This is a genomic window from Thalassospira sp. A3_1 (genome assembly GCF_017744215.1).
Lineage (GTDB): Bacteria > Pseudomonadota > Alphaproteobacteria > Rhodospirillales > Thalassospiraceae > Thalassospira > Thalassospira lucentensis_A.
Genome location: NZ_JAGHQQ010000004.1, coordinates 33,742 through 56,104 on the forward strand (window position 1 = coordinate 33,742; position 22,363 = coordinate 56,104).

General features: G+C 54.1%; 19 protein-coding genes. 7 read left to right on the plus strand and 12 right to left on the minus strand.

Annotated elements, in window-relative coordinates; genetic code table 11:
* Nucleotides 1-178 precede the first annotated feature (178 nt).
* Entirely contained in the window at nucleotides 179-1,510 is a 1,332-nt protein-coding gene (locus J7395_RS16950; protein ID WP_062950835.1) for an aspartate aminotransferase family protein, read from the minus strand.
* 423 nt (nucleotides 1,511-1,933) lie between these two features.
* On the opposite strand from J7395_RS16950, the gene J7395_RS16955 reads away from it, so the two are divergent.
* Complete coding sequence (locus J7395_RS16955; RefSeq protein WP_062958548.1) at nucleotides 1,934-2,575, plus strand: TetR/AcrR family transcriptional regulator; 642 nt, start codon at nucleotides 1,934-1,936, stop codon at nucleotides 2,573-2,575.
* A 119-nt stretch (nucleotides 2,576-2,694) separates the two neighbouring features.
* Complete coding sequence (locus J7395_RS16960; RefSeq protein ID WP_209222617.1) at nucleotides 2,695-3,510, plus strand: transporter substrate-binding domain-containing protein; 816 nt, start codon at nucleotides 2,695-2,697, stop codon at nucleotides 3,508-3,510.
* Between the two features lie 65 nt (nucleotides 3,511-3,575).
* Here J7395_RS16960 and J7395_RS16965 read toward each other — a convergent pair whose 3' ends face one another.
* The 4 genes from J7395_RS16965 to J7395_RS16980 form a co-directional block, all read right to left on the minus strand.
* Nucleotides 3,576-4,853, minus strand: a complete 1,278-nt coding sequence (locus J7395_RS16965) for a Zn-dependent hydrolase (RefSeq protein WP_209222620.1) — start codon at nucleotides 4,851-4,853, stop codon at nucleotides 3,576-3,578.
* Between the two features lie 34 nt (nucleotides 4,854-4,887).
* Nucleotides 4,888-6,165: an NAD-dependent dihydropyrimidine dehydrogenase subunit PreA gene (gene preA / locus J7395_RS16970; RefSeq protein ID WP_114122803.1), complete on the minus strand. Its 1,278-nt coding sequence runs from the start codon at nucleotides 6,163-6,165 to the stop codon at nucleotides 4,888-4,890.
* A 20-nt stretch (nucleotides 6,166-6,185) separates the two neighbouring features.
* Nucleotides 6,186-7,550: an NAD(P)-dependent oxidoreductase gene (locus tag J7395_RS16975; protein WP_209222622.1), complete on the minus strand. Its 1,365-nt coding sequence runs from the start codon at nucleotides 7,548-7,550 to the stop codon at nucleotides 6,186-6,188.
* Between the two features lie 405 nt (nucleotides 7,551-7,955).
* Nucleotides 7,956-8,411, minus strand: a complete 456-nt coding sequence (locus J7395_RS16980) for an Lrp/AsnC ligand binding domain-containing protein (RefSeq protein ID WP_062950827.1) — start codon at nucleotides 8,409-8,411, stop codon at nucleotides 7,956-7,958.
* A gap of 247 nt (nucleotides 8,412-8,658) precedes the next feature.
* On the opposite strand from J7395_RS16980, the gene J7395_RS16985 reads away from it, so the two are divergent.
* On the plus strand, nucleotides 8,659-9,105 hold the full coding sequence (locus J7395_RS16985) for a universal stress protein (protein WP_062958544.1): 447 nt from the start codon (nucleotides 8,659-8,661) through the stop codon (nucleotides 9,103-9,105).
* Between the two features lie 54 nt (nucleotides 9,106-9,159).
* Nucleotides 9,160-10,707, plus strand: a complete 1,548-nt coding sequence (locus J7395_RS16990; protein WP_247742250.1) for an alanine/glycine:cation symporter family protein — start codon at nucleotides 9,160-9,162, stop codon at nucleotides 10,705-10,707.
* Nucleotides 10,708-10,760: 53 nt separating this feature from the next.
* Here the strand turns inward: J7395_RS16990 and J7395_RS16995 are convergent, their stop codons facing one another.
* From J7395_RS16995 to J7395_RS17005, 3 genes are read right to left on the minus strand one after another with little or no spacing between them, the layout of a single operon-like run.
* Nucleotides 10,761-12,314: a DHA2 family efflux MFS transporter permease subunit gene (locus J7395_RS16995; RefSeq protein ID WP_062958542.1), complete on the minus strand. Its 1,554-nt coding sequence runs from the start codon at nucleotides 12,312-12,314 to the stop codon at nucleotides 10,761-10,763.
* A complete protein-coding gene (locus J7395_RS17000) occupies nucleotides 12,311-13,456 on the minus strand; it encodes an HlyD family secretion protein (protein ID WP_209222624.1) in 1,146 nt (381 codons plus the stop codon). Before J7395_RS17000 ends, J7395_RS16995 begins: the two co-directional genes overlap by 4 nt.
* 16 nt (nucleotides 13,457-13,472) lie before the next feature.
* On the minus strand, nucleotides 13,473-13,967 hold the full coding sequence (locus tag J7395_RS17005; RefSeq protein WP_209222626.1) for a MarR family transcriptional regulator: 495 nt from the start codon (nucleotides 13,965-13,967) through the stop codon (nucleotides 13,473-13,475).
* A gap of 271 nt (nucleotides 13,968-14,238) precedes the next feature.
* Here J7395_RS17005 and J7395_RS17010 point away from each other — a divergent pair, with 271 nt between their 5' ends.
* Entirely contained in the window at nucleotides 14,239-15,885 is a 1,647-nt protein-coding gene (locus J7395_RS17010; protein WP_209222628.1) for a U32 family peptidase, read from the plus strand.
* Nucleotides 15,886-15,945: 60 nt separating this feature from the next.
* Here J7395_RS17010 and J7395_RS17015 read toward each other — a convergent pair whose 3' ends face one another.
* The 3 genes from J7395_RS17015 to J7395_RS17025 form a co-directional block, all read right to left on the minus strand.
* Complete coding sequence (locus J7395_RS17015) at nucleotides 15,946-16,539, minus strand: DedA family protein (protein WP_097053706.1); 594 nt, start codon at nucleotides 16,537-16,539, stop codon at nucleotides 15,946-15,948.
* 92 nt (nucleotides 16,540-16,631) lie between these two features.
* Entirely contained in the window at nucleotides 16,632-17,048 is a 417-nt protein-coding gene (locus J7395_RS17020) for a DUF3830 family protein (protein ID WP_247742251.1), read from the minus strand.
* Between the two features lie 8 nt (nucleotides 17,049-17,056).
* On the minus strand, nucleotides 17,057-18,283 hold the full coding sequence (locus J7395_RS17025) for an SLC13 family permease (protein ID WP_114109980.1): 1,227 nt from the start codon (nucleotides 18,281-18,283) through the stop codon (nucleotides 17,057-17,059).
* Nucleotides 18,284-18,882: 599 nt separating this feature from the next.
* Between J7395_RS17025 and J7395_RS17030 the strand changes: the two genes are divergently transcribed.
* Nucleotides 18,883-20,016: a type III PLP-dependent enzyme gene (locus tag J7395_RS17030; protein WP_062950811.1), complete on the plus strand. Its 1,134-nt coding sequence runs from the start codon at nucleotides 18,883-18,885 to the stop codon at nucleotides 20,014-20,016.
* 11 nt (nucleotides 20,017-20,027) lie between these two features.
* Nucleotides 20,028-20,534 (plus strand): N-acetyltransferase, encoded by a 507-nt coding sequence (locus tag J7395_RS17035; protein WP_114109979.1) that lies wholly within the window; start codon nucleotides 20,028-20,030, stop codon nucleotides 20,532-20,534.
* An 88-nt stretch (nucleotides 20,535-20,622) separates the two neighbouring features.
* On the opposite strand, the gene J7395_RS17040 is transcribed toward J7395_RS17035, so the two are convergent.
* Nucleotides 20,623-22,188, minus strand: coding sequence for a YbaY family lipoprotein (locus J7395_RS17040; RefSeq protein WP_247742252.1), 1,566 nt, complete (start codon nucleotides 22,186-22,188; stop codon nucleotides 20,623-20,625).
* Nucleotides 22,189-22,363 lie beyond the last annotated feature (175 nt).

Genomic DNA, 22,363 nt, shown 5'->3' on the forward strand with positions numbered 1-22,363 from the left:
CGAGATACCTCCTTGATCTGATATGTGCCATGTGCCGACTTTTGCCGATCTTGTGGCTTGGTCCGGTCTGCGCCCCCAATTCCCATGATGGGACGCAAACCGGAAAATCGTGAAACGTAACGTTTCCCAACAGCTTTCGCCTACCTTGCCCGCAATGGGGCAGAGCTGGAATCAGTCCTTAGTCAATTTCCTTCAACACTTCGCGCAGCGTGCCAAACAGCTGATCGATATGAGATTTTTCAATAATTAGCGGCGGTGAAAGCGCAATGATATCGCCCGTGGTGCGGATCAGGATGCCCTTCTCGAACGCCTTGAGGAATGCACTAAAGGCCCGCTTGGTCGGGAAGCCTTCGATGCTTTCAAGTTCGATCGCACCGATCAGACCAAGATTACGGATATCCTTGACCTTCGGCAGATCAATCAGGCTGTGAACCGCATCTTCCCAATATTGGCCAAGTTCCTGCCCCTTGGTGTAAAGGCCTTCTTCCTCATAGGTTTCAAGCGTCGCGAGGCCCGCCGCACAGGCAACCGGGTTGCCCGAATAGGTGTAGCCATGGAACAGCTCGATCATGTTTTCCGGACCGGTCATGAACGTGTCATGGATATCGTCAGTGGCGAAAACCGCTCCCATGGGGATCGTGCCGTTGGTAAGCCCCTTTGCCGTCGTTACCATGTCCGGCTGAACACCAAAATAATCCACCGCAAACGGCGCGCCAAGGCGACCGAAACCGGTAATGACTTCATCAAAGATCAGAAGAATGCCATGCTTGGTGCATATCTCGCGCAGGCGTTCCAGATAGCCCTTTGGCGGGATCAGAACACCGGTCGACCCTGCGACCGGCTCAACAATAACGGCCGCGATGGTTGACGGATCATGCAGCGCGCAAATGCGTTCCAGATCATCGGCCAGAAACGCACCGTGTTCCGGCATGCCACGGGTAACACCGTTTTCATCAGGCAGATAGGTATGACGGATATGGTCAACCCCGCCCAGCATCTGGCCAAAGGTTTTGCGGTTACCAGAAATACCACCGACCGAAATACCGCCGAAATTGACACCGTGATAGCCGCGCTCACGACCGATCAATCGGGTCCGCTGACCGTCCCCTCGTGCCCGGTGATAGGCAATCGCGATCTTAAGCGCGGTTTCAACCGATTCAGATCCGGAATTGGTATAAAAAACATGGTTCAGATCGCCCGGCATAAGCTGCGCCAGACGGCTGGCAAGCTCGAACGCCTTGGGATGCCCCATCTGGAATGCCGGGGCATAATCCAGTTCGTCCATCTGTGCCTTGACCGCCTCGACGATCTTGGGGCGCTTGTGACCAGCGTTGCAGCACCAAAGCCCTGCAGTACCGTCCAGAATCTGGCGGTTGTCATCGGTCTGGTAATACATGCCTTCCGCGCTGACAAGCATGCGTGGGGCCTGCTTGAACTGGCGGTTCGCCGTAAACGGCATCCAGAATGCCGAAAGATCGTTCGGTCGGCTGATTTTCGTGGTGGCTGTCATAAAAAGGTCTCCCGTACCTTTCTTGTGCTTCCCTGACATCGTTTTGGCGGGCCAAATCAATGTCCGACTTTATTAAATAGCCAGACCGCCCCGACTGAGCGATATGTCGCACATAGGGCAGTTTGGACTACACCTGATAAGGGTGCAGAAAAAATCGTTAGCACGGGAATCTCCCATGCACTAGCGCTTTAAAGTCACCGGGAACTGGTTTCGAATTTTCGACTGCCAAATGCCATTTCAGCGACCCTGATTTTTGTTTACGGCACCGAATTTCTGTTTATCTTTCACCGGTGTTGTTCAAAATTTTGGACATACCCGGTTGGTTTGGCGCGTATTTTAAGCTTGCTTTTTAGTATCTAAAGTAGAGATTATTTTAACCTGACCAAACGGTCAAGATAAATGACGCAATTTCGGGGAACGTCGATGACTGCAATCAAATCCGGACTGAACGGTGCACACAAGGCCGCCATTCGTCAGGAAAACGAAGAGCAAATTCTCGCCGCTGCCGAACTGGTTTTTGCCGATTACGGCTTCAAGGGAGCAACCACCGCGCGGATCGCCGAAATTGCCAATGTGCCCAAGGCAAATGTGCATTACTATTTCAGCACCAAAGAAGCCCTTTATCGCCGTATCATGGAAGACATCTGCGATCACTGGCTTGAAGCAGCAATGACATTTGAAAATAGTTCCGACCCGGCCGAAATCCTGCGCGGCTATATTGAAGCCAAGATGGATTTGTCGCGTGCCCGCCCGCATGGTTCACGCGTCTGGGCGCATGAAATCATCCGTGGGGCAAAATTTTCATCCGATTACATTTCAACCACTGTCAAAAACTGGCTTGATAGCCGTGTAGTGGTGATCAATCGCTGGATCACCGAGGGGAAAATGGACAAGGTCGAGCCGTACTCGCTGATGTATATGATCTTTGCCACGACCCAGCATTACGCCGACTTTGCCCGCCAGATTGAAATCTTCAACAACGATCAACCGCTGTCGGATACCCAATTCGCAGAGGCCAAGGAAAATGTCGTGCGCATCATTCTAAAGGGTGTTGGCCTGTCTTAAAGGCAACCGGCGCAACAAAGCTGCCTGCCCGTCCCCCACACTAACGAATAGTTGTAAAAGATACTCTGCTTCCAAATCTGAAATCGACAAACACTGATCGGTTTTCAACGGGGGTAAGCATGTATTTTCAACGCGTATTCTTTTACGCGATCCGATTGGGCGTCATGCCTATGCTTGTCCTGACTTGCATTGTCCTGTCCGCAATTATCAATCATGCCCATGCAGCATCTGATGCCTGCAAACAGATTGTTGTTGGCGGTGCCGCAGGATGGGAACCGATCTCTTACTTAGACAGTAACGGCCACGCGCAGGGTATTTCGATTGATATCCTGCGTCGATACACGCAGGAAAATAGTATCAGTCTGAAAGTGCATCTTGAAGTCCCATGGAACCGGTCGATCCAGATGCTCGAAGCCGGTGAAATCGATGTGATGGCGGGTGCCTATTACACGGCCGAACGCGCGATGACTTTCATCTATTCCCTTCCCTATGCATCCGATGATGTGATGGTCTTTCAGCATGTTGACCGGCAATTTTCAGTTCACAGCATAGACAGCCTCATCGGTCACAGCGGTGCGCGCCCCCAAGGCGGAAGCTACGGCGATTTCATTGACCGGTTTGCCACCGATAGGCTCGACATGATTTATTCACCAACCGGCAACCGCATATTCGATATCCTGATGAACGGGCGGGTCGATTATGTATTGCTCGGGCGATATGACGGCATGGCCAATGTCGCGATTGACGGCATCGACCAACAGGTTATTGCCATTGAACCACCACTGGCCGTGAACGAAGTTCAATTCATGTTTTCGCGCAGCAGCCCGTGCGTGCGGCATGTCGCCCGGATCAACAGCTTGATCACTGAACTGAACGACAGCGGGCAGCTTTCCGAATGGGTTGCCTTTCACCTGCCCAAATCTAACAGCAACTGACAAAAAAAGACCGGCACAGAGGCCGGTCCAGTCTGGAGTATTCATGGGAGGTAGTTGATATCGGTCTAAACCGATTGTGCCATGATCGTCTCGTCGGCCTTGGCCAGAACGGCATGTAGCAAAACCTGCCCTCCCGCATCTGACCAGTGCTTGTGAACTTCCTCGATCTCGTTATGGGAAATACCATCGACACACGGGATAAAAATCATCGCGGTCGGGGTCACCTGCGCCAGATAGCAGGCATCATGCCCCGCACCCGACACAATCTCGCGCGCGGAATATCCACCGATTTCAACGGCATTGCGAACCGCGTCGACGCAGGTTTTGTCAAACGGAACCGGCGCGTAATAGAAAATCTGCTCAAACTCGATTTTAAGGCCGATTTCGGAGGCAATTTTATCAACACCATCGCGCAGAGCCTTATCCATATCGGCCAGGACCGCGTCATCTGGATGGCGGAAATCAACGGTAAAGAACACCTCACCCGGGATAACATTGCGTGAGTTCGGATGGATTTGCATCATGCCAACCGTGGCACAGGCCAGTGGGGATCGATCCAGACCGATCCTGTTGACCAGATCAACCACCCGGGCCGCCCCCAGCAACGCATCCTTACGGGTTTTCATCGGGGTCGGTCCAGCATGTGCTTCGACACCGGTGAATTTGATTTCATACCAGCGCTGCCCCTGTGCATCGGTAACAATGCCGATATCCTTGCCTTCGTCTTCAAGGATCGGGCCCTGCTCGATATGTGCCTCGAAATAGGCCCCCATCGGATGGGCATCAATCGTGGCTTCGTCATCGCCAAGATAGCCGATACGCTTCAATTCCTCGCCCATCGTCTTGCCATCGACATCGGCCCGTGAATGACCGTATTCAAGGTCGAAAACCTTAGCAAACACGCCCGATGCGACCATCGCCGGGGCAAAGCGCGACCCTTCTTCGTTGGTCCAGCAAACGACTTCAAGAGGTGCTTCGGTTTCGTATTTGGCTTCGTTCAGAGCCCGGATTACTTCAAGCCCCGAAAGCACGCCATAAACACCATCATATTTGCCCCCTGTCGGCTGGCTGTCCAGATGGCTTCCCATCACCACCGGCGGCAGATCGGGATTGCGTCCTTCACGGCGCGCAAAGATATTGCCCATCTTGTCGATGCGGATCGTGCAACCCTCGGCCTTGCACCATTTGATGAACAAGTCTCGGCTCTCACGATCCAGATCGGTCAGCGCCAATCGGCAAACGCCATCCTTGGCGGTTTTGCCGATCTTTGCCATTTCCATCAGGCTGTCCCAAAGCCGGTCGCCATTGATCGACAGATTGCGCACACTTGGTTGAACGGTCATTTAGATATCCTTTTGTCTGTCTTCCGGCTTGGGATTACTCGGCAGCCTGCCGCATCGGGTTTAACGGATGTTCCGGCCAGGTCATGTAAGGCTTGTCGGTTTTGACCGGTTCCATGGTGATGCAATCAGGCACCGGACAAATGTGATAGCAAAGGTTGCAACCAACACATTCCTCGTCGATGACAACAAACTCACGGTGCCCGTCTTCCTTGACATTCATCGCAATCGCCTGATGTGATGTATCCTCGCACGCGATGTGGCAACGACCACATTCGATACAATTGTCGGGGTTGATCACCGCCTTGGTATCGAAATTCATGTTAAGCTCGTTCCAGTTCGCGACCTGCGGCACGGCCGCACGCGTGAACTGTTCGACACTGGTGTACCCCTTGTCATCCATCCACTGGCTCATGCCATCAATCAGATCATCGACAACCCGGAAACCATAAATCATCGCAGCCGTGCAGACCTGCACCGCGTTTGACCCCAACGCCATGAATTCAACAGCGTCTTTCCATGTGGTAATCCCGCCGATGCCGGAAATATGCAGATCGCGGGTTTCCGGCGTGCGGGCAATTTCGGCCACCATGTTAAGCGCAATCGGCTTTACCGCCGATCCGCAATAACCGCCATGCGTTCCCTTGCCATCAACCATCGGCTCGGGAACCATGCTGTCCAGATCGACCGAAATGATCGAGTTAACGGTGTTAATCAGCGACACGGCATCCGCCCCGCCTTTTAACGCGGCCTCCGCCGACCACAGGATATTGGTGATGTTTGGCGTCAGCTTCGTAAAGACCGGAATATCGACCGCATCCTTGACCCAGCGGGTGACCTGTTCGACCATTTCAGGCACCTGCCCGATGGCCGATCCCATGCCGCGCTCGCACATGCCGTGCGGGCAGCCAAGGTTAAGTTCTATCCCGTGCACGCCGCTTTCGGCGATCTGTTGTGCCAAATCCTTCCATGCCCGTTCTTCAATCGGGGCCATCATCGATCCGATGATCACATGGTCGGGATATTCTTTACGACATTCTCGGATTTCCTGAAGATTGACCGAAAGCGGCCGGTCGGAAATCAGTTCGATATTGTTGATACCAAGCAAACGACGGTTCTGGTCATGATGCGCGCCATAGCGCGACGATACGTTAACCACTGGCGGATCAATCCCCAGCGTCTTCCAGACAACCCCGCCCCATCCGGCCTGAAATGCGCGAACAACGTTGTATTTCTTGTCGGTCGGCGGTGCGGAGGCCAGCCAGAAGGGGTTGAGTGAATCAATCCCGGCAATTTTGCAGCTTAGATCAGCCATTTTCTCTCTCCCTTTCTGGCTTATGCGGTTTTAAGGAACGCATCGATGGCAATCGCGGCCTGTTTGCCGTCTTCGACCGACTGAACTGTCAGGTCCTCGCCACTTTTGATGCAGTCCCCACCGGCAAAGATGCCAGAGGCTGTTGTCTGGTAATTTTCATCGACCACAATCTTGCCCCCGGCAATTTCCATTCCGGCAAGGTCATCTGTTTTGATTTTCTGACCGATGGCCTTCAGGATCTGATCGGCGCGGATTTCAAACTTCTCGCCAGTACCGACAAGCTTGCCGTCCCGAAGTTCCGTTTTCTCGAACTCCATTCCGATAAGTTTACCATTGGCCTTGATCGCAATCGGCTTGGCCCAGTGGCGCACAACCACGCCATTGATCTTGGCCAGTTCCTGTTCATATTCGGTCGCCGACATATGTTCGGCCCCACGGCGATAGACCAATGTGACTTCGTCGGCACCAAGGCGTTTGGCCTGAATGGCGGCATCAACTGCAGTGTTGCCACCACCAATCACGATCACATTATTGCCAACCGGCATATCGGATTTCGGTTCGGTCTGACGAAGCTGCTCGATAAAGGCAATCGCATCATCTACACCGTCAAATGCCTCGCCCGGCAGGCCAAGCTCGTTGGTCGCACCAAGCCCCACACCGACAAACACGGCGTCATATCCGTCACGCAAAGCCCCAAGCGTAATGTCACGGCCAAGCGCCTTGCCATATTCGATCCGGATGCCGCCGATGCCCAAAAGGAATTCAACCTCGCGCTGGGCGAAATCATTGGTCATTTTGTAAGCTGCAAGACCATACTCATTAAGCCCGCCCGGCTTCGCCTTGGCTTCGAACACCGTGACATCATGGCCCAGCATCGCCGCCCGATGTGCGCACGAAAGCCCCGCTGGACCAGCGCCGACCACAGCAATCTGCTTGCCAGTCGAAGGTGCACGTTTGAATGGATGCGGCAAATCAGCCCGCGCCATCAGATGATCAACCGCAAAACGTTGCAGGCTACCGATTTCAACGGCGACATCTTCGGACACATTACGCACACAGGCCTGTTCGCACAGCACTTCCGTCGGGCAGGCACGTGCACAGGTGCCCCCCATGATGTTGGCCGCCAGGATGGTTTTGGCCGCCCCGTCCGGGTTGCCGGTGCTGATTTTGCGGATAAAGCCCGGAATATCAATTGATGTCGGGCATGCTGTAACGCATGGCGCGTCATAGCAATACAGGCAGCGATTGCTTTCGGCCATGGCCTGCAAGGTGGAATAGGCCGGATGCAGATCGGAAAATCCGTCATCGGTATCATTATGGCCGATATGACCCGAGCCATGGATCGCACCTGATTTCGAAACTTGCTTGCCCTGCAAGATGGTCATGTTTTGTCTCCCTGCCAAAAAGGCGTCCTCTCCTGGCGTCAGCGAGAGACAAACAAGAATGGCATTCTCAAAAAACCAGCCGCCCTTGGAAGCCTTAAAAAAGCTTCGGATGGATTTATGGCGTATGCGGACGGGCGGGCCCGACCAACTCTGGGTCTTCTATCAATGACATTCTTGGCGTATCCGTCCGGCATATCGCCGAACTGTTCCCAGTATTCGATCTGCCGCGCTTTTATGGAGTTCGGGTTTTCCCGGTTGATTGCACGTACAGATGCCTCTCTCTGACAGATACAGCATGTCCAATCCTGATCATTTGGTCAAGATTAAAAATGCAGGTTATTAAACTTGCAGTTTTATCCTGCATTTCTGTCGCTTTTGCGCTTTCGTCGCCAGAAAGCCAGAAGGTTATAACGAATAGCTGTCCTTGACTGCTTCCATCACAACAAAGGTCGATGTATGCGACACATATGGCAGTTCGGAAATCTTCTCGCCCAGCACACGTCGATAATCACCAATATCGCGACTGCGCACCTTGATCAGGTAATCAAACGCCCCCGCGATCATGTGGCATTGCTCTATTTCAGGCACATCCCGCACGGCCTTGTTGAATGCATTAAGCGCCTCGGTCTTGGTATCGGTCAGGATCACCTGAACAAACGCAATATGGCTCGCCCCCATTTTTTCCGGATGAAGGATCGCCCGATAACCAAGGATGTGTTCACTTTCTTCCAGCCGTCGCAGACGCAGGGCACAGGGTGTTTTCGATAGTCCGACGCGATGCGCCAGATCCGTAACCGTAATCCGGCCATTCACAGCAACTTCGCGCAGAACCGCCAGATCAATCTTGTCCAAAACACCCATTTGGCACCTCTAATGTAATTAAATTTCCTATTACAACTAAAATAATAAGTGAAATTACCCATCGATCAAATCAACTTTGGGGAAAACCACCTGTCATAAAGTCGTATCATTAACCAACGGCAGCAAACCGCTGGCCCGGGTCGCACAGGCATCAGCGACCAGCGGATGTCGGCAAGACCGGATCAAGTCCGGCGTAACGGGAGTGGAAAACCGACAACGAACAACTATCGCAAAAAGGGACTTCACCATGTCACAGACACCATCCGTGAAGCCGATCCTGATTGGCTATGACGGGACAGAGGCAGCAGACCGCGCGGTTCAATTTACCGCCAACCGGGCCGCCGCCGAAGGATGCCCGGTACATGTCATCTATGTTCTGGAATGGTCGCCATACAGCTTTCTGTCGGCCCAGGAACTTGAAGAACGCCATCAACGCCGAACCGAAGAACTTTCCCGTGCCGAGGCCACCCTTGCCCCGGCACTTCGTGTTTTTACCGACCGCAATATCCCAATGACCTACGAGGTCAGATACGGCCATTCCGGCGAACTGATCTGCCAGATCGCCAAGGAAAAGAAAGCCACACAGATCGTCCTTGGCCGAAAGGGCGGCACAGCCCTTGGCGCGCGATTACTGGGCAGCCTTGCCCTGACACTGGTTCAGGCCAGTCCCGTGCCCGTTACCGTGGTGCCCTGAACACCACCGGGTTTGCAGTCAAAAACATAAAACAATCAAAATCGGAGAGTTCTCATGTCTTGCCAGTACAGAGTCCCGGCGTGGGCCGCGGGCATAACGGCGACTATTTTCCCCTTCATGGCGATGGCGCAGGAAGGGTCGCTTGACCAGCGCATCAACGAAACCGTTGCGCCGATCTCAAATGTCATTGCCGGTACAATTTTCTATTCCGTCCCCATCGCGGGGAATGATTTCCCGCTGATCGTCGGCTGGCTTGTAATTGCCGCCGCTATTTTCACGCTTTATTTCGGCTTCGTGCAATTCCGCAAATTCGGCCATGCGATTGCATTGGTGAAAGGTGATTATTCACATCCCGATGACGCGGGCGAAGTTTCGCATTTTCAGGCATTGGCAACAGCCCTGTCAGGTACCGTTGGCCTTGGCAATATTGCCGGTGTTGCCGTCGCGGTTTCCATCGGCGGACCGGGGGCGACATTCTGGATGATTCTTGCCGGTTTGATGGGCATGGCGTCGAAATTCACCGAATGCACATTAGGGGTCAAATATCGCAATGAATATCCCGATGGGCGCGTATCGGGCGGGCCTATGTATTACCTGTCCAAGGGATTGGCCGAAAAAGGCAAACCCGGATTGGGCAAGGCGCTCGCTATCCTCTTTTCGATCTGCTGCATCGGTGGTGCCGTTGGCGGCGGCAACATGTTTCAGGCCAATCAGGCCTTCCAGCAGGTCGTCAATGTTACCGGTGGTGAAAACAGCTTCCTTGCCGGAAGCGGCTGGCTATTCGGCCTGATCATGGCCGTCATCGTTGGCTCGGTCATCATTGGCGGCATCAAATCGATTGCCAAGGTCACCGAAAAAATCGTGCCTTTCATGGCGGTGATTTATGTCACCGCCGGGCTGGTTATTATCATCAGCAATATCGGCATGGTCGGTCAGGCGTTTAGCGACATTTTCGTCGGTGCCTTTACCGGGGCCGGTGTGGCCGGTGGCGTTGTCGGGGCCTTGATCCAGGGTTTTAAACGTGCAGCCTTTTCCAACGAGGCCGGTATTGGTTCAGCTGCCATCGCCCATTCGGCAGTTCGCACCAAGGAACCGGTGACAGAAGGTTATGTCGCCCTGCTTGAACCGTTTATCGATACTGTTGTGATCTGCACCATGACCGCCCTTGTCATTACCATCAGCGGCGAACTCAATTCCGGCCTGACCGGTGTTGAACTGACATCGGCGGCATTTGCATCAGCCTTTACATGGTTCCCGCTGGTACTGGCACTTGCCGTGGTCCTGTTTGCCTTTTCAACCATGCTGTCATGGTCCTATTACGGCCTGAAAGCCTGGACCTATCTTGTGGGAGAAGGCAAAGGCAAGGAGATCATCTTCAAGCTGTTCTTCTGCCTGTGTGTCATTGTGGGTGCAAGCATGAGCCTCGGTCCCGTGATTGACTTCTCAGATTCCATGATCTTTGCCATGGCCATTCCGAACGTCATTGGCCTTTATCTGCTGATGTCGGTCGTACGCGGCGAAGTGGACCAATACTGGGTCAAAATCGACCGTGGCGAAATCCGCAAAGTCGACAAATCTGCTGCTGCCGAAGCAGAAGCCTGACCCACGATCAAACCAAAAGCCCCCTGCCTTTCGCGCAGGGGGCTTGATTTGGCCTATTCCATAACTTCCATATGCTCGTCACGAGACGGCGCCTTGCGCTTTGGCCCCTGCATCAAAAGCAGCAAGGGCACCACTGCAATCACGATCCACATCATCGCCTGAAAATCATTCAGATAGGCAACCGTATTGGCCTGTGCTGTCACAACCTGATTAAGGGTGACTGCACCGGTCGCACTCTGCCAGTCCCAAGTTTCGGGCAGCCACGGGCTTTGCAACGCCATCCGGAATGGCGTCAGGGTCGCAGCGAGGCTTGCATGCATTACCTGCGTATTCTGCGTCAGCATCGTGGTCATCACTGAAATGCCGATGCTTGATCCGATATTGCGCATCAGGCTGAACATCGCCGTACCCTCGGTCCGATAATGCGGATCAAGGGTGGCAAAGGTAATCGTGCTGAGCGGCACGAAAATAAAGCCGAGCCCGATCCCCTGAATGATCCCGGTGCGGATGATCGTGAATTCGCTGACCTCGGTCGTAAAGCCCATCATCTGGTAAAGTGACAAGGCTGTCATGAACAGGCCAAACAGGATCAGAATCCGGATATCGATTTTGCCGATCAACCGCCCGACAAGCATCATGGCGATCATCGTGCCAACCCCGCGCGGCGCAAGCAGCATCCCTGCCGTCACCACCGGATATCCCATCAGATTTTGCAAGAACGGCGGCAATAATGCCAATGTCGCAAGCAACACCACACCGACGATAAAGATAAAGAACAACCCGATAACAAAGTTCCGGTCCGCAAACAGCCCCGGCTCCAGAAACGGATTTCTGGCCGTAAACATATGCACGATGAACATATAAAGGCACACCGCCGCCAAGGCCGTTTCAATCAGGATTTCCGACGACGAAAACCAATTCTGGCTTTCCCCGCGATCAAGCATCATCTGCAACGCGCCAATCGAAAGGCTCAGCAACGCAAAGCCGAACCAGTCAAATGAAAGCCCTTTTCGTTTATCGGTTTCGGGCACAAAGGCCATGATCCCGCCAAGGGCCAAAAGACCAACGGGCAGATTGATGTAAAACACCCAGCGCCAATTGTAATACTCGGTCAAATACCCGCCCAGTGTCGGTCCAAGGATCGGGCCTAGCATCACACCCATGCCCCACATCGCCATGGCCGAGCCATGCTTTTCTTTGGGGTATGTATCAAGCAAAACTGCCTGCGACAGCGGAACCAACCCGGCACCAAATGCACCTTGCAACAAGCGAAACACAACCATTTCCGGCAGGGAAACAGCCGCCCCGCACAACATGGAGGCAATGGTAAAACCGGTGACAGACACCAGAAACAACTTCTTGCGACCAAACCGTGACGCCAGAAAGCCCGTCGGTGGCGTCATGATCGCGGCGGCAACGATATAGGATGTCAGCACCCAGGAAATCTGATCCTGGGTGGCGGCCATACTACCCTGCATATGCGGCAGGGCAACGTTTGCAATAGTGGTATCAAGTGCCTGCATGATCGTCGCAAGCATGATCGAAACGGTGGTCAGACCGCGTTCAAGCGGCGTGGTCTCGCTGGCCGCCGTGGCGGCTGCATTCATTGCACGGCCCCTTCGGTACCAGCTTCGGCCTGATTGATCCCGATCCAGCCAAGTGCGGCGGCGGCAAAGGCCGGCAGTTCGCGTTTGTGATGGGTATCCACCTCGATCTCGGTGCTCATGCCAGCCCGCAATTCAGGACCGCCATTTTCAATGTCAACGGCGATCCGCACCGGGACCCGTTGCACGACCTTCACCCAGTTGCCCGTCGCATTCTGGGCTGGAATCACCGAAAATTCTGCACCGGTAGCCGGGGCAACCGAATGAACCACACCGTGCCAGACCTTGCCCGGATAGGCATCGACCGAAATCTCGGCTTCCTGTCCCGGTTCAAGATAAGTCAGATCAACTTCCTTGAAATTGGCATCAATCCATACGGCATCGCTCGAAACAAGGCTCGCCATCGCCTGCCCTGCCTTGGCATAGGCACCTTCTTCGGGTTTGTTGCTGATCACACCGCGGAACGGGGCGGTAATTTCGGTATGGGCAAGATCAAGTTCGGCCTGATCAAGCGCGTATTTGGCCTGCTGATATTGCGGCAAATCCGTAATCGGTGTGTCGTAATTTCCGCCGAGCTTCGCCAACGTGGTTTTCATCGCCCGCTGATCAAGGACGATGCGCTGCTTTGCTGCCAAAAGCGCATTTTGGGCTTCATCAAAGGATGCCTGCGACGCGACATTGCTTTTGCGCAATGCCGCCTGCCGGTCATATTTCTTTTTGGCAAAATCCAGATTGATCTTCGCCAGTTCAAGACTGCCCTGAAGCTCTTCATAGCTTTGCTTCAGCGCCTCAATCTCCTGCGCAGTGGCGGCAAGGTTGGCATGTGCACGTTCAACTGCAATCTGATAGGGGCGCGGATCAATGCGAAACAAGACGTCTCCCTTTTCCACCCGCTGGTTTTCATGGATCAGGATTTCGCTGATCGGTCCGTCAATCTGCGGACTGATCGCAACCATATCGGCATGGATATAGGCGTTTTCCGTGCCGACAAACCGCCCGCCGGAATAATACCAGTATGCCCCGCCGATAATCACCGCAAGTGGTCCGGCCAGAAGCAATACGGGACGCAACCAGTGCTTCTTGCGTTTGGCAACATTCTGTTCGTTACCAGCAGATGCGCCAGCATTTTCATTTTTCTCAGTCATGATACAGGGCCTTGCTTCAGTCTTTTGACTTTTTCGTTTTGGTGGGGGCGCTTTCGGGCGTTTTCTGTGGCGGTTCGGCCACCATCAGGTTTTCATGCATCTTTCCAAGAACGGAAATCAGCATTTCCTGCATTTCCGGCGTGATACCGATCATCGCCTCTTCGCGGGCAGATGCCGCAACAACCATGATCCGTTCCAGCAACTCGGTTGCCTTTGCGGTTACATAAAGCTGCACCGCACGACGATCATCGGGGTCCGGACGGCGTTCAACCAGCCCTTCCTCGACCAGCTTGTCGATCAGACGCGCCGTCGTGATGGGCTGGATTTCGAGCATTTCTGCCAAGGCGACCTGCCGGATGCCTTCCTTGCGCGCGACATAGGCCATGGCCTGCATCTGCGCCTGCGTCAGGCCGAAATCACCAGCATGACGCATGAAATTACGCCGCATCAGGCGGGTCACGTCCTTCATCAGGAAGCCGATATTCTGTTTTGGATCGCTAAAAGACGCCAATGGGTGCCTCTGTCAAAGTAGATCGGTTGATATATAGTAAGTAATATATATTAAATTCACAAATGACCACAAGTCATATGATTTCACATCCCTTATGCAAGCCATTCATGGCTGCCGGTCATCGGGTCTGCTTTGCAATTACGGTGAAATGTGCGATTTTGATCGGCAAGCGTTGTGCGATTGTGATATGACACGCGCAAATTCACCGCCGGATCATTGAATTCCGACGGACAGAGAGATTCCCGTACCCAAAAGAAAAGACCCGCAAGTGATGAGTAATCAATCGCGTCGTTCCGAATTGCTGATGCCCGCCGGCTCGCTCGAAAAACTGAAAGTCGCCGTCCTTTATGGGGCTGACGCGGTTTATATGGGCACGCCCGACCTGTCGCTTCGGGTCAAAAGCCAGATGTCGCTTGATGATGTGGTCGAAGGGATCGAATTTGCCCATGAACATGGCGTTCGCGTTTATCTGACGCTGAACCTATTCTCGCATAACAAGGATATCGACAAGCTGCCGGAATATGTTGACACCGTGCGCAAGGTCCGTCCGGACGGGCTGATCGTTGCCGATCCCGGTGTTTTCATGTTTGTCCGTGAACATGCCCCGGAACTTGACCTGCATGTTTCGACACAGGCCAATGTCTGTTCATGGCAGTCGGTCAAATTCTGGCAAAGCATCGGCGCCAAACTGGTCGTTCTGGGCCGCGAGGTATCGTATGAGGAACTGACCGAAATCCGCGCCAAATGCCAGGACATCAAGATCGAGGCCTTCGTGCATGGCTCGATGTGCATGACCTATTCCGGGCGTTGCCTGCTGTCGAACTTCATGGCCGAACGCGGCGCCAATCAGGGCGCATGTGCCAATTCGTGCCGCTGGAAATACAAAGTCCACATGAAGCTCAAGGACGGCACGGTCAAGGAACTCAAACTGACCGAGGAAAACCTCGAAATGTTTGACTTCTTCCTTGAAGAAGACATGCGTCCGGGCGAACTGATGGAAATTCAGGAAGACGAACGCGGTTCCTACATCCTGAACTCGCGTGATCTTTGCATCATGCCGAAGCTTGAAGATTACCTGAAAATCGGTGTCGACAGCCTCAAGGTCGAAGGCCGCGGCAAAAGCTCTTATTACGCAGGCCTCGTTGCACGTGCGTATCGCATGGCGATTGATGACTGGTATGAAGACCCGGAAAACTGGTCTGCCGAAGAATATATGAAGGAACTGGCGACCATCCCGAACCGTGGCTATACGCTGGCGTTCCATGATGGCCGTCTGACCAATTATGCACATGGCTATGACAGCAATACCAATGTGTCCGATTGGGAATTTGCCGGGATGATCGAGGAAGTCGAAGACGACGCCTTCATCATGTCGGTCAAAAACCGCATGCTGCCCGGTGACGTGATCGAAATCGTCCCGCCGCGCTCGCGCCAGACCGTTTTCATCCGCATGTATGAATTCATTGATGCTGCCACCGGCAAGGTCGGCGAAGCGGTTCATGCCAACACCCATCCGCGCATCCGCCTGCCGTTCTCCCTGTTTGAACAGGAAGATCCGGAATTCCTTAAGCGCGAAATCCTGCCGATGACCATCGTGCGCAAGGAAAAGGCCCTGTCCGAAGACGAATGGCAACGCCTGAAACTTGATCAGGAAGGCCACAAGATCGAAATGGGCAAAGGCAACGAAGAACGCTATGACGCCAAACGCGAAGCGCTTCAGACCGCCCTTGATGACCGCCAGAAAGAACGCTCTTTCCGCACACCTCGTGTCGGTACCAAAGGATGCTGCGGCCGTGGCTGTAACGGCTGCCTGATCTTCTGGCACGATGAAAGCTACGCCAAAGCCCGCGAAATCCTTGCCAAACGCAAACAGGGTGAAATGCTGGAAAAAGACGGCAAGACGATTGCCGCTGAATAGGCATTCACAACGCCCGGATACAGGAACGGCAGCCCAATGTGGCTGCCGTTTTCTTTTGGGCTACTTGATGGCCTTTTCGGCCTGTTGCTCCAGCTTGTCGATCCGACGCAGACCAAACCAGCCAAGCCCGAGAAACACAATCAGCAGGATCGGACTAAGCAGCGTCAGATTGCGTTCCAGCAGTTCCGACATCCCCTCGCCCAAGACATATCCGAGTGCAAAGAACGACCCGATCCAGATCAGGATCGATGCGATACTCAGCGGCAGAAACCGCATGAACGACATTGAGCTCATTCCGACCGGGAACACACTGATAGAGCGGATGGTGTTGGGATAGCGACACAGCATGATATAGGCGACGCCATAATGCTCAAACAGGCGCATGGTTTTGCCCAGCCACTTTGAAAATGACTCTGGCAGCTTTCTGACAATCGCATCGCCATATTTCCGGCCCAGCCAGAACCTTACCATGTCCCCGAGAAATGCGCCGGAAATCATCGCGATCATGGATGGACCGATCAGAAGACTTTCGGACACGACAAAGATACCGACAAAAACCGGCAGGATGCTGGCCTTGCTCACGCAATAGGTAAAGATCAGGCTATAGACCAGTTGCTGGTGATCCTGAATCCAAAGATTGATTGTTTCAAACACGTCCGCACTCGCCTGCCTGTCCCAAAGATAAAAAGTGTTCTAGATCAGGCTGGCCTCATAAGCGAGTGTGCCGCTTCACACCCTGAATATTATTACGCCATCTCAAACCGGATCGGTTGTGCCCCCTCCCAAAGCGTCATCTTGCCGAGCTTTTCAAGGTCTTCAAGATTGCTGGTAACCGTGATGAAATGGTTGCCGGCAAGCTGCCCGACTTTCGATGCGAAATGAACGCCGCCATAGGCCAACAGGATTTCGGTTTCGCTGATGCCACCGGGATATAGAATAATCTGGCCCGGTGCCGGGAAACTGGTGTGATTTTCATAACCAACACCAAACTGATAATCGCCAAGCGGCATCCATACACCCTCGCCGCTCCAGCGGACATGCACGGCTTTGCTTTCAAACGGCATGCGATCCATGAATGCCTTGCAGGTTTGCGGCGCCTTGGCGATTTCAAGCACACCATCAAAGGTGAACGGGCCTGCGGTGATTTTAATCTTGGTCATCATAAATCCATTCAAACAAACATCATGATCCAGCCCCACGCAAACGCAAGGCTGATCAGGGTAACCGGGATGCCGATCCGGGCATAATCACCAAAGCCGATAGTAATACCGGCGGCACGGGCCTGTTCGACCGCAATGATATTGGCAACCGAACCGACAATTAAAAAGTTGCCCGACAATGTGCTGAAAACCGCAAGCCCGTGTAACAGTTTGGGCGTCCAATCCGGGCCAAGAGACAGCAACATCATCACCAGCGGCACATTGCCAATTGTGTTACTTCCCGCAAGCGAAAGGGTGGCCAGCACCGCCGGGTTATCAATCCGAAGCCCTGAAAGCGCATCGCGGAAAAACGTAGCAATCGCATCATCCCCGGCCATTGCCCCGGTAACTATGAACAGACCGCAAAATAGAGCCAGCAAATGCCAGTCGACCCGGCCCAGCACCTGATCAGTACCAAGCCTTCGGCTAAGCAACAAAACGGCCACAATCAGCAATGACCAAAGGGCGCGGTCCTCGACAAAGATAAAGATCGCAATTACCGCAATTGTCGCTGCCACCGCCTTGACCAGCATCGGTCGGTCAAGCTTGATCGGACCGCCTTCGTCCAGTGCGGAGCCATCTGGCACCTGATCAAACGCGGCCCGCGTCATCGGACCATAGGCGATCACGCCATACACAATCAAAAGTCCGATCAGGGCAGGCACACCACACGCCAGAAGAAAGGCGGTAAAATCAAGCTGCCCGAATTCGGCAATCATAAGGTTCTGCGGATTACCGATCAGGGTCGCGGCCGATCCTGCATTGGCAGCACACGCCACGGCAATCACATAGGGACGCGGATCAAGACGGCGCGCCATCACGCCCTGTATCAGGATCGGCGTCACCGCCCAGACGACAACATCATTGGTCATCACCGCCGACAGGCCGCCGCAAATTGCAATTACCCCCGCCAGAAGCCCGCGCGGGGTCAAATCAAGATGGGTGATCCGGTTGCCGATCCAGTCAAAGAAACCGCTGGCAGCATATTGCGATGACAACACCATCAATGTCAGCAAAACCGAAAGTGTCGCGAAATCGACCGATGCGAGTGCCGCGTCCCCGTCAACCGCCCCGCTTAGCAGCAGGACCAGCGCCCCGATCAGCGCAATCCCCGTGCGATTGATCGCAAGCCCCGGCCAACGCCCCAGCGCCATGCCGATATAGACGCCGCCAAATACGGCAACAACCAGCCAATCCAATCTGTGCCATCCTGTTTAAATTCGGCGCGCAATAGCCGCCTGTTATTTATCGCTACTCTGGTAATTTGACACGGTCAATCTCATCTCGGGCACCCTGCGGGATATGCACAAATTGCAATGCCCCATGTTGAAATCCGATAAATCACGTTCTTGCCAATTCAAAAAACGGCCATTCGCGCCATTTTGTGCGAAGCAATATGAATTGTTCGACGTTTCTGCGGCTGTCTCATGACAAAACGCCATAAAATTTCACTTGCACGCGGGGTTCAACAGGCGTACATCGCGACTTGCCCAAAGTCGCACGTGCCTGTGGTGGTCCTGCTAGATGGAACCCGTAGGACTTACTTAAAGCAACGACGGTGTAGGGCTTTTTTGGTCTCAGGTGGTTGTCCAAATACCACCGACACTGAAGAGGCACACCATCATTGCCCTACGTGCGGACGGGAAACTCCCATCCATAGCGAGGCAAAAAGTTTCGCAAGTTCCGGTAGGCACCGGAGCTTATCAGCCTGTCGGTAGTCCGCGTTACTGCGCCTCCACCGCGCCTAAACGCATCAGGTACCGCAAGCTGCCATATCGTGGAATGGGAGAACGCCCCAATGGCAACGCAGCGTATTATCGATTTTCTCGCCCAGAACCGACCGGAAGGTCCGTGCCTGGTTGTCGACCTTGACGTAGTTCAGCGCAACTACGAAACCTTCACCCGTGCCCTGCCGGATTCCCGTGTTTTCTATGCGGTCAAGGCAAACCCGGCACCGGAAGTGCTCAGCCTGCTTGCCGATCTTGGCAGCAACTTCGACACTGCATCCGTGCCTGAAATCGAAATGGCGATGGCCGCAGGTGCAAGCCCGGAGCGTATTTCGTTTGGCAACACCATCAAGAAGGAACGCGACATTGCGCGTGCGTACGCGCTGGGTGTTCGCCTGTTCGCCGTTGATTGCGTCGAAGAAGTCGAAAAGATTGCCCGTGTCGCCCCGGCTTCGCGTGTATTCTGCCGCATCCTGACCGATGGCGAGGGTGCCGAATGGCCGCTGTCGCGCAAATTTGGTTGCGCGCCGAGCATGGCGCTTGAAGTTCTTCAGCATGCCCATCACATGGGTCTGGACGCATACGGCGTTTCCTTCCATGTAGGATCGCAGCAGTGCAATCTTGATGCCTGGAACACAGCCCTTGCAGAAGCCTCGTCGATTTTCCGTACCCTTGCCGAAAAGGGCATTGTCCTTCGCATGGTCAATATGGGTGGCGGTTTCCCGACCCGTTATCTGCGCGACGTTCCGGCAACCGAAGCATACGGTGCTGCAATCATCGACGCGCTTCACACACATTTCGGCAACCACATGCCCGAAACCATCATCGAACCGGGCCGTGGCATGGTTGGTGATGCAGGCGTGATCAAAGCCGAAGTCGTTCTGATTTCGCGCAAACATGCCGATGATCCGGTACGTTGGGTTTACCTCGATATCGGTAAATTCGGCGGCCTTGCCGAAACCATGGACGAAGCAATCCGTTATCCGATCACCACGATCCATGACGGTGGCGATGTTGCACCGTGCGTTCTTGCAGGTCCTACCTGTGATTCGGCTGACGTGCTTTACGAAAAGAAACCCTATGATCTGCCGATTGCGCTGACCATCGGTGACGAGGTTCTGATCGAAGCAACCGGTGCCTATACCACCACTTATGCCTCGGTGGCGTTCAACGGTTTCGCACCGCTGACCGCCTATGTGATCTAGGGATCGCTTCTATGATCGTGATTGATCGCGAAAACAGCCTTTCGCACGTCGAACGTGAAAAGCTGCTTGATCGCGTCATGGGTCCGGCGCGCTTTCAGAAATCGTCTGAATTGCTGCGCCGAGGCCGCCTTCCGGCTGACGGTCTGGCGTTTGTCGCCCACGACGGCAAACACATGATCGGTACGGTTCGGTTGTGGAATGTCAAAGCCGGTGACAGCGGGTCTTCGCTGTTGCTGGGGCCGCTTGCGGTTGAAAAGGCCTATAGCGGCTCGGGCGTTGGTGCGGGTTTGATGTATGCGGCACTGAATGCTGCACAGTCAACCGGGCACAAGTCGGTTCTGCTGGTCGGCGATCCGGATTATTACGCGCGCTTCGGCTTCCATGCGGCCCCTGCCAACGGGCTTTTGATGCCCGGCCATTTTGATCGCCACCGGTTCCTTGGCATCAATCTTGGCAATGGTGATGCCCTTTCGGGTTCCACGGGCATCCTTCGGGCAACCGGCCAGATGACACATTGAGTTGGCACATTGATTAAGCGACCGTGATCTGATGAAAAAAGCCCCGCAGCCAGTGCTGCGGGGCTTTTCTGTTAGGGACTTTCGGCCATCAGCTCGTGCAGTTGTTACGCGACAGCCAGCCGATAAAGATGCCGTTATGTTCAAGCCGTTGGTGGCTGAAGCATTCCCCGCCGGGATAGGCCCCACTTGCCGGGGTGAAACGTACATTGCCCTCCCCGGGCAGGCGGTTGGTGTTGGCCTCGACCAGTTCGGTATGAACTTCGCCAAGCCCGTCGGTCGGCGCAAGGCAGTCATAGCGCCCGCCATTGCTGTTGATCGTGCGAACGCCGACCATGCCATGGTTCAACGGCCAGGCTTTCAGAACCGATGTCAGATCACCGCTTGATACCGCAAGGCAGGAATTGATTGCGGGCATCAGTTCGTTGATGAAGCGGGTCCATTCCGGATTTTCCGGTTTTTCAAGCTCCGTGATATCAACGACCGGAAAATCGCCGGGGGCAAGGGCAAGCCCGGTAATTTCGGCAGAAACCGCACATTTGGTCGAACCACTCGGCCCGGTCCAGATCGCTTCCTGCCCCTTGCCACGAATTGAATACATCTCGTTGGCATATTCATACCCGGAACCGGTCCGCTTGATGTTCAGGACAAGCGGCTCACGGCCAAGAAATTCAATAACCGCCTCTCCCTTGCGCCCCTCGAAAGTGGCATAGAACCGGCTTTTATCCTCGCAGACAAAAGTCTGGCGCCCGGTAACCGGTGCCATTGCAGCTTCACCAAGGGCGGCCTCGATCCGGCTTAATGCGACCTTGCTTTGCGCCATCGCCCCGCTGACTTCGTGCTCGTCCGGGGTGCCAGGTACGCCATTGACGGTTTTCGATCCCCCGGCAAATCGGCCCATGGCAAAATCAAGATTAAGCGTAAAGTTCAGCACATCACCGTCACTTGCTCCGCCAAAATTTGTGCGATTGGCATCTTCAACAAATCGCAGAAGTTTGCCATTGCGATAATAGAATTTGACATCCGACTTGCCATAATCCCCAAGATCGCGATGTTCCTCCACATAGACAGGCTGCCCATCGGTAGTAACATAGGCCTTGAATGTCGCCTTGCTGTCCCCGGCACTATAACTGCCCGGGATCATCCGCAGATCGGGCAGACGTGCCTCGATCGCGGCAACATCGCGTTCAACATCCGAACTGCCGCCATTGCGCGCGGCCGCCGCTGATCCCGGCCCGGCGCGTTTGACCATCACTTCGACATCATCGGGCGCATCATTGGTCAGCACGGGATATGCCTGATCATTGCGAAACAGAAGATCGCCATTCTTGGTTACAATCTTTGCCTCGATCACGTAACGATGGCGTGGATCAATCTGTTTGGCGTCATAAGGCAGGATAAACACCATTGGCGGATTGGTCGCCGGATGGGTTATGGATGCAATTTCGGTCGACGGCGCGTCAGCCTTTGATACGTCAAGAAGTCGCACGACAAGATTTGCACTTTTTGGTGCCAGGGCAATTCTTTCGCGGAAAACGACGGTGCCGGTTACCCGGTCCTGATTGGATTGCAGTCCGGCACAGCCCGTGACCAGGACCAGAAGCCCGATCATCAATACCGACTGCAACCTTCCCCAAATCCATGAAGAGAGTTTCATTCTGGCCTCAGTTTGCTCAAGTTATTATTGGGTGTAGTCCCCCGTTCGCAATCGTGACCGCAAACAACAAGAAAACCAAGGCCAAAAATCGGCAAAATTACTGATTAAAGTTATGTTATTTCATCAAGGCAACGGCAGGCTGCAAAACGGCCTGCAGCCCCTCAACTCGATACCC

Bases quoted from the DNA above. Each gene is read 5' to 3' on its own strand.
- J7395_RS17035 (WP_114109979.1), top strand. From the start codon at position 20,028: ATGATCGTGATTGATCGCGAAAACAGCCTTTCGCACGTCGAACGTGAA.
- J7395_RS17040 (WP_247742252.1), bottom strand. From the start codon at position 22,188: ATGAAACTCTCTTCATGGATTTGGGGAAGGTTGCAGTCGGTATTGATG.
- J7395_RS16985 (WP_062958544.1), top strand. From the start codon at position 8,659: ATGTCACAGACACCATCCGTGAAGCCGATCCTGATTGGCTATGACGGG.
- J7395_RS17000 (WP_209222624.1), bottom strand. From the start codon at position 13,456: ATGACTGAGAAAAATGAAAATGCTGGCGCATCTGCTGGTAACGAACAG.
- J7395_RS16955 (WP_062958548.1), top strand. From the start codon at position 1,934: ATGACTGCAATCAAATCCGGACTGAACGGTGCACACAAGGCCGCCATT.
- J7395_RS16995 (WP_062958542.1), bottom strand. From the start codon at position 12,314: ATGAATGCAGCCGCCACGGCGGCCAGCGAGACCACGCCGCTTGAACGC.
- preA (WP_114122803.1), bottom strand. From the start codon at position 6,165: ATGGCTGATCTAAGCTGCAAAATTGCCGGGATTGATTCACTCAACCCC.
- J7395_RS16980 (WP_062950827.1), bottom strand. From the start codon at position 8,411: ATGGGTGTTTTGGACAAGATTGATCTGGCGGTTCTGCGCGAAGTTGCT.
- J7395_RS17020 (WP_247742251.1), bottom strand. From the start codon at position 17,048: ATGATGACCAAGATTAAAATCACCGCAGGCCCGTTCACCTTTGATGGT.
- J7395_RS17010 (WP_209222628.1), top strand. From the start codon at position 14,239: ATGAGTAATCAATCGCGTCGTTCCGAATTGCTGATGCCCGCCGGCTCG.
- J7395_RS16960 (WP_209222617.1), top strand. From the start codon at position 2,695: ATGTATTTTCAACGCGTATTCTTTTACGCGATCCGATTGGGCGTCATG.
- J7395_RS16975 (WP_209222622.1), bottom strand. From the start codon at position 7,550: ATGACCATCTTGCAGGGCAAGCAAGTTTCGAAATCAGGTGCGATCCAT.
- J7395_RS17030 (WP_062950811.1), top strand. From the start codon at position 18,883: ATGGCAACGCAGCGTATTATCGATTTTCTCGCCCAGAACCGACCGGAA.
- J7395_RS16990 (WP_247742250.1), top strand. From the start codon at position 9,160: ATGTCTTGCCAGTACAGAGTCCCGGCGTGGGCCGCGGGCATAACGGCG.
- J7395_RS16950 (WP_062950835.1), bottom strand. From the start codon at position 1,510: ATGACAGCCACCACGAAAATCAGCCGACCGAACGATCTTTCGGCATTC.
- J7395_RS16965 (WP_209222620.1), bottom strand. From the start codon at position 4,853: ATGACCGTTCAACCAAGTGTGCGCAATCTGTCGATCAATGGCGACCGG.